The sequence below is a fragment of the Roseburia zhanii genome, assembly GCF_014287635.1.
GTDB classification, from domain to species: Bacteria; Bacillota; Clostridia; order Lachnospirales; family Lachnospiraceae; genus Roseburia_B; species Roseburia_B zhanii.
This window is the reverse complement of the sequence record NZ_JACOPH010000049.1, coordinates 1-2112: the sequence shown is the minus strand read 5'-3', so window position 1 is coordinate 2112 and position 2112 is coordinate 1. Positions and strand designations below refer to the sequence as shown.

At 35.7% G+C, this 2112-nt stretch carries 3 protein-coding genes and 1 pseudogene; all 4 read left to right on the top strand.

Features of this window, described 5'->3' with window-relative positions; genetic code table 11:
- Positions 1 to 152: 152 nt before the first annotated feature.
- Positions 153 to 287, top strand: coding sequence for a hypothetical protein (locus tag H8S17_RS16805; protein WP_279287819.1), 135 nt, complete (start codon positions 153 to 155; stop codon positions 285 to 287).
- Positions 288 to 324: 37 nt separating this feature from the next.
- Positions 325 to 909 carry a hypothetical protein gene (locus H8S17_RS15910; protein ID WP_186867880.1) on the top strand — a complete coding sequence of 195 codons (585 nt, stop codon included), beginning with the start codon at positions 325 to 327 and terminating at the stop codon, positions 907 to 909.
- Between the two features lie 124 nt (positions 910 to 1033).
- Positions 1034 to 1534 (top strand): hypothetical protein, encoded by a 501-nt coding sequence (locus H8S17_RS15905; protein WP_118342233.1) that lies wholly within the window; start codon positions 1034 to 1036, stop codon positions 1532 to 1534.
- 150 nt (positions 1535 to 1684) lie between these two features.
- Positions 1685 to 2112 (top strand): annotated as a pseudogene (locus tag H8S17_RS15900) (hypothetical protein); the annotation flags it as partial.

Here is a 2112-nt window from a genome sequence, read left to right as displayed (position 1 = left end):
AGGTGGAAATGGAACAGGTCTTTCGTTTTATATTAAATACGCAGAAGAGTCAACAGAGGATAATCCTGTAGTGATAGCCAAAGGCGTTGACGAAAATGGAAAAGAATTTGAAGAAAAGATTAACATTAATGATATATGGGACACATTGTGAATTGGTAAATGGAAAAATAAGAGAAGTTGGTAACGATTATGTGGTGCCTAGTGCCATTCAGCAGAAAGCAGTGAAAAGATATGAAGAAAGAATGGCACAGCTTTTAAAGGATGGAAATTGGTATCGAATGGCATAGGTAAAAATTATAAGGAATAAAGTACGGAGGAAAAGCAATGAGCATATCAGGAATTAATAACTACAATTATCCAAACTATTATGCAGGAGCAAGACACAATATGGCTAAGACCGGCGGTAGAGATTCGGGCGTGCTGTCAAGTACCAGTAGTGCATCTTCTAATATTACATTACATATGTCAGATGGAGGCAACAGTGGAAATGCTTTGACAGCAATGGGGTTTCCGGATGGAACCAGTGCATCTGTCTTTAAGGCAGATGATTATAATCCGGCAGATCCGGAATATAGAGTCAGATATTGGGATAAAGAAGGAAATTACACAGATACAAATGTACAGATAAATGGTGTTAATCCGAGAAATGCAAGTTATTTGGAAATGCTTGCATATACAACATATAGCGATGTAGAAGGCTTTATGAAAAATGCGTTTGGAGACTTCATGAATGCGGCAAGAGGTGTAAATGGGAACATTTCGTATGATGCTGACAATATAAAAGAGAAGAAGGATTATATGAGTATGGTAAAAGAACTGATGCAGTTACAGTATGATAGTAATAATTTGCCGGGTTATTTATCATATAAGGAATTGTATGATTACATGAATGATAAAATAAATGGATAAAAGCCATGGATGGCATCGAAATCAAAGGATAGAGTTACCCTTTATTTCGGTGCCGTTTTTCAAAAGATATTCGTATTAGACAATATGGAATGCGATTATAAATAATAAAAAGGAGTATTGATATATGCAGATTAGTTCTAACTATTCCATGAATGGTGTGCCGTATGAAAACAGGCGCAGACAGAAAGATATTCCTCAATTTAGTACAGAACGTGCTAAACAGGAAAATAAGAGTATAAATCCATATATGGAAGATACGGATTTTAACAAAAAAGCATTTGATATGATTGGTCCGAATGCTCCGCAGGAGGTAAAGGACGCATGGATGGAAGCAGCTAAGGAAGTAAATGCGAATGGTATGGGAATAACGAAAAATGGAATGTTGAGCCATATATCGCAGATGATGGTACAAAGGTTGAATAAGCAGATGAAGGGTGAGAGCAATGTGGATAACATCGACATTTTGGGAAACACAACAGAATCTGCAATTCAGGCAACGAAACAGGCACTATATAATTTAGACCATCCACTGGAATATGTTCCGAAAAGCATAGGGGTTCAGAGGACTTGTATGAAAGAAAGAGAATTCTATGTTGCGTTTCTGGAAAGACTGGAAAAGTTATAATTGACTGGAACAGAAACGGAAAATGACAATGATGAGACATATATAAAATTATTTAGGAGATAACATATGAGTGATAGTACCATTCACATTGGAAGGGTAAGTGGGGTACAAGCAAATTACAATTATGATCCAGTGGATTAGGAGGATACTATGAAGATTCAGAGTAATATGTATATTAACAATCACAATATGACAAGTAGAAATATTGAGAAAAAAGAAAATGGTTCCCATGCTTTGGTTCAGGAAGATGATATACAAATCAGTGATTCAGCAAGAAAGTTAGTTGAGACTGCTCGTAATAAGGTATCGGATTTTCATACAATGCATTTTTCATCTATTGATGGAGAAATAAGAGAGATACCTGCAGAATATAAATGTGAAAATTTATTCAAATTAGATTTGAAAGCAACTTCCATTTTGGGAGAACAAAGCGCGTTTGAAGGCTGTTCGGAAAATCAGTCAGAGGTTTTTGAAAAATGGCTGGACGAAAATGCTTCTGAATATTTGACAGAAGATGAAATGAAAGATTTAAAAGAGAAGATTAATGCAATGACAGCAGATGTAGATTCTTTGAATGC

Coding starts and splice junctions, on each gene's coding strand:
- H8S17_RS15910 (WP_186867880.1), top strand. CDS start 325: ATGAGCATATCAGGAATTAATAACTACAATTATCCAAACTATTATGCA.
- H8S17_RS15905 (WP_118342233.1), top strand. CDS start 1,034: ATGCAGATTAGTTCTAACTATTCCATGAATGGTGTGCCGTATGAAAAC.